The following is a 3,547-nucleotide window of genomic DNA, read 5'->3' as shown; positions in this document are numbered from 1 at the left end:
GGTATTCAAATAATTTGATATTTCATTTAGTTTCTTTTGAGTATAGACTAAAATACTTTGAATATCTTCTTCTGGTAGCGATTCATAAGCTTCTGTTCTTGCTTGCCAATGATCTTCAAAGACTTCTTTATTTTCATGCAAAATGACATGTATTGGTTTGAGTAATTTTAATTGGTGTTTAAGTCGTCGAGTCTTGAATAGGTTTCTGATTTTTTGGAATATGAGAAATTCCTCCTGGATARMGTYATAAGAGTCGCTGTACTCAGCATACTTCCTTCTAATTACGAAGACGAATTTTATTTTGTTTCGCATAACTGCCCGTTAGATTAATAAAACGAGCAGGCTACCGCAGTGCCTGCTCATCGTTGTGTGCTATTGCCTAACSTTCTCCGTTAGTTGAGCAGCGTGGTGATGTTGTTAAATWTAACGAATAAAACTAATCAAGACTGCTACCGCACCCATTAACACTAAAATTGAAAAKACARAGTAGCCGAAGATCTTTAGAGGACGCGGCATTGAATTTAAATCTATTTTTTTCATTGGTCCTCCACCCTCAATACTTTGAATAGAGCGAAGGTTCTCATCTAAATAATTATAGTTACTGTGCAAATGTTCCTTTTCGGGCTGGGTTTCATGGATCTTGTTTGTGCTCATTCCAAGTCCCCTTTCAATTCGGTTTACATGGAATATTCTACCACATTTACGAAAATCATGTAACCCACCAAGCACCATGCTAACCTGCCCGTTCGTATTATGGTTCAACCAGATGGATCCTTATACCGTAACCTTTAGCAGATTGGTCACTTAATGAGCAATAAAAAATAGCCACCTGTAAGGGTGGCTCGCACTCAATAAGAGTGCAAAAGTATAGATAGGAGTGGAGAGTCCTGTCCTGAACCTGTAGGTTTTACTCTTAAAAGAATTATCGATTACATTGATTATTTCGGGTTTTGTATCGTCTTCTCCTGTGAAAAGTAGACCCTGTCTAGGTCGTCGTTTTGTAGTTTGAAGATACAACCTAGCACTCTTTAAAACGTATCGGCTATAAACTGTACTCCAATGTTAGAGTGTTTCTAACAATTATCGGCTTCCAACATCAAACAGAAAGATTTCACCGTGATTGTCGGCGCCGTGCTTTGGTGGACCAGCGGATTCAACGTATGCTCCAGCGTCTAGAGATTTATGCCAGCAGCTTTCAATTGTTCCATTTCAGTTACTTTGGTGCCAATAATACTTAACAATTTACACTAACCCGTCACAATATACCATCACTCGGACCAAAGGGCAGACAGTAATTTTATGGTGCAACAGCGTGCTTTAGGATTCGAAGGGCTTGATAGCCTTAAGTAGAAAATAAATCTGAAGTTTGTTTCCTTGAATAGTCTAATTCTGGCTCTTTTTATCGCCATTAGAAACAAAATTATTTTCGTTGTTTCAAGTCTATCAAGACCATTCTAGCTGCACTTTTTAAACCGTGAAATATAGTATCTTCACTTAGTATAAATTCAGATCCACTGTACTTATCGGCTATCTCACGAAGAGTCCACTTTTGAACCAAATAATGAACAAGCCATTTAAAGTGATCCAAATTTCTCTTTTCTTTCTCTTTCACATAGCCTCTATCTTTGAGAAAACTCTCCGCTCGCTCTCGATACAGTTGCTTATATTCGGCATATGCTTGATCCATTGATTGCTCAAAATTTTTCCAGGTTTCGTTTCGCGGATCCCAAGCAAGTCCACTAAATTGGGGTAATTCAAGAGGAATCCCTTCTTTAATCGCTTCCTCTTTCTTACTATCATAAATACAGAGCATTAATTCATAGTGAGTCTTCATTGTTTCAAACATAAAAACATCAACATTTTCATCTTTTTTAAAGAACGAAGTTAAACTATCTGGAGAAAATATGAACGGAAAAGTTTGTTCAAAGAATAGACTATGGAGATTCTCATCATTACCAATACTTCGACTGAGTTCTATCGTATCGGATTCGTCCTCTTGAAATACATTCTCCGCTAAAACAAGTTTTTCTTGATGGGGCCAACTCTTACTAAACCGCTCAGACTGACGAACTGCTTCCAGTGGAACGTTATATTGTTTAGCAATCGCTCTATATTCTTTCATTCTTCCTTTTCGATTTAAATCTTTGCAATCATCATAATAAAAAGAGAGAGACGTAAGCCCCAAAGAATGATAAAATTCGTGATTCCCTAATAGATTGAATTTACTAGCCCAATCCAAAATAGCTTCTTTAAGTGGAATATATTCTGGACAATAATCGTGATCCGATTTTTTTACAATTTCCCAGGATGATGGCCATAATCGCCTTTCTGAGTATTGCTTCACGTAACAAAGATCCGCTAGGACATATGTATCATGTAACTGTTGGAGATCTTCAGCCACTTCAGGAGTTATGGTCTCAACTAAATCCAAAAACATCGTAATAGCTGCATATCTGTCTTGATCAATAATAGTAGTGCTTTCATCAAGAATTCGATCTGGGTGATAATACAAACCTTTCATGTCAATTCGCTCCTAAATAAGATGTTATATGCTTATTAACTCCATCATATTCTAATATTGATAACCGTCCTATGAAATAGAAGCAAGTATTTGTATTTCAATTCTTCTAATTGTGATAGATGAAAATCATCCTCCTTTTGAATACAAATTAAGTAGAGCAAGCTACTGATTACCCCACTTCATTTCATTGCTTGAGTTACCTTCTACGCTTCCTATGAGAACAGACTCTCCTACCTTTCATGATGGCCACTTTCGCGGTCTTACCTAAACAATTTGAACAGTAAGGCTTACCATCAGCATTCAGCAGCGGCTCTCTATTTTGATTAATGCAGTTCGAACAGATATAAATTTCACTTTGATTTGCTCGATTTCCGTACTCCTTTTCCCGTTTGGTTTAGTTACTTTAAATAATGATTTGTCTATTAAGTTTTATGCCTATTTTACAAGTTTCATTATAGTTGGTGCCTGAGTAAAGTTCGCTAACTAAACGTTTACAATAAAGTTTGTACCTCCAATTTACAATGGGGTTAAAAAGGGAATCCCAAATCGTACTCACAACGCCTCCTAATGAGTTTTGTACCACTCATTCAATAAAACCCAAAATCTAGATTCTTTGTTGTTTATCTCAATTCGAACGAAGCAGGTACGACACCTAGCGTTTTAGAGTAATTACTAATGTTACACAGAATTAACGCGGTGACGCGAGAAAAAATATAGAAATAAGAAAGGCTGCCGAGACTTTGAACTGCACCCCGTCAAGTAGACATTACAAAAAATAAAAACTGTTAAACGGCMTTAGTCCTAAACTCCATTGGACTGAGGCCGTTTAGTTTCGCCTGTAATCGTTCGTAATTGTAAAAGTGAATGTAGGCTTCAWTGTCCCGTTCAAGCTCATCAAAAGTTCGGTATGTATGCAAATAATATTTTTCGCACTTCAGGGTTCCCCAGAAGGATTCTATGGGACTGTTATCAATGCATCTCCCTACGCGAGACATGCTATGGGTTAATTTTTTTCCAAATAACTTT

The 3,547-nt window shown here is 36.9% G+C and carries 2 protein-coding genes; both read right to left on the bottom strand.

Features of this window, described 5'->3' with window-relative positions; all coding sequences use genetic code 11:
* Window positions 1-1,420: 1,420 nt before the first annotated feature.
* Window positions 1,421-2,521: a hypothetical protein gene (locus AC1DOV_RS34565; protein ID WP_441887145.1), complete on the bottom strand. Its 1,101-nt coding sequence runs from the start codon at window positions 2,519-2,521 to the stop codon at window positions 1,421-1,423.
* A gap of 785 nt (window positions 2,522-3,306) precedes the next feature.
* Window positions 3,307-3,547, bottom strand: a 241-nt coding sequence (locus AC1DOV_RS34560) for a transposase (protein ID WP_477552149.1), incomplete at its 5' end; no start/stop codon positions are given.

The organism is Paenibacillus sp. 01T47, from assembly GCF_056398245.1.
This window is presented reverse-complemented; position numbering and strand designations above follow the sequence as displayed.

What these genes read in the sequence shown, in the direction of transcription:
- AC1DOV_RS34565 (WP_441887145.1), bottom strand. Translation starts at nt 2,521, where the DNA reads ATGAAAGGTTTGTATTATCACCCAGATCGAATTCTTGATGAAAGCACT.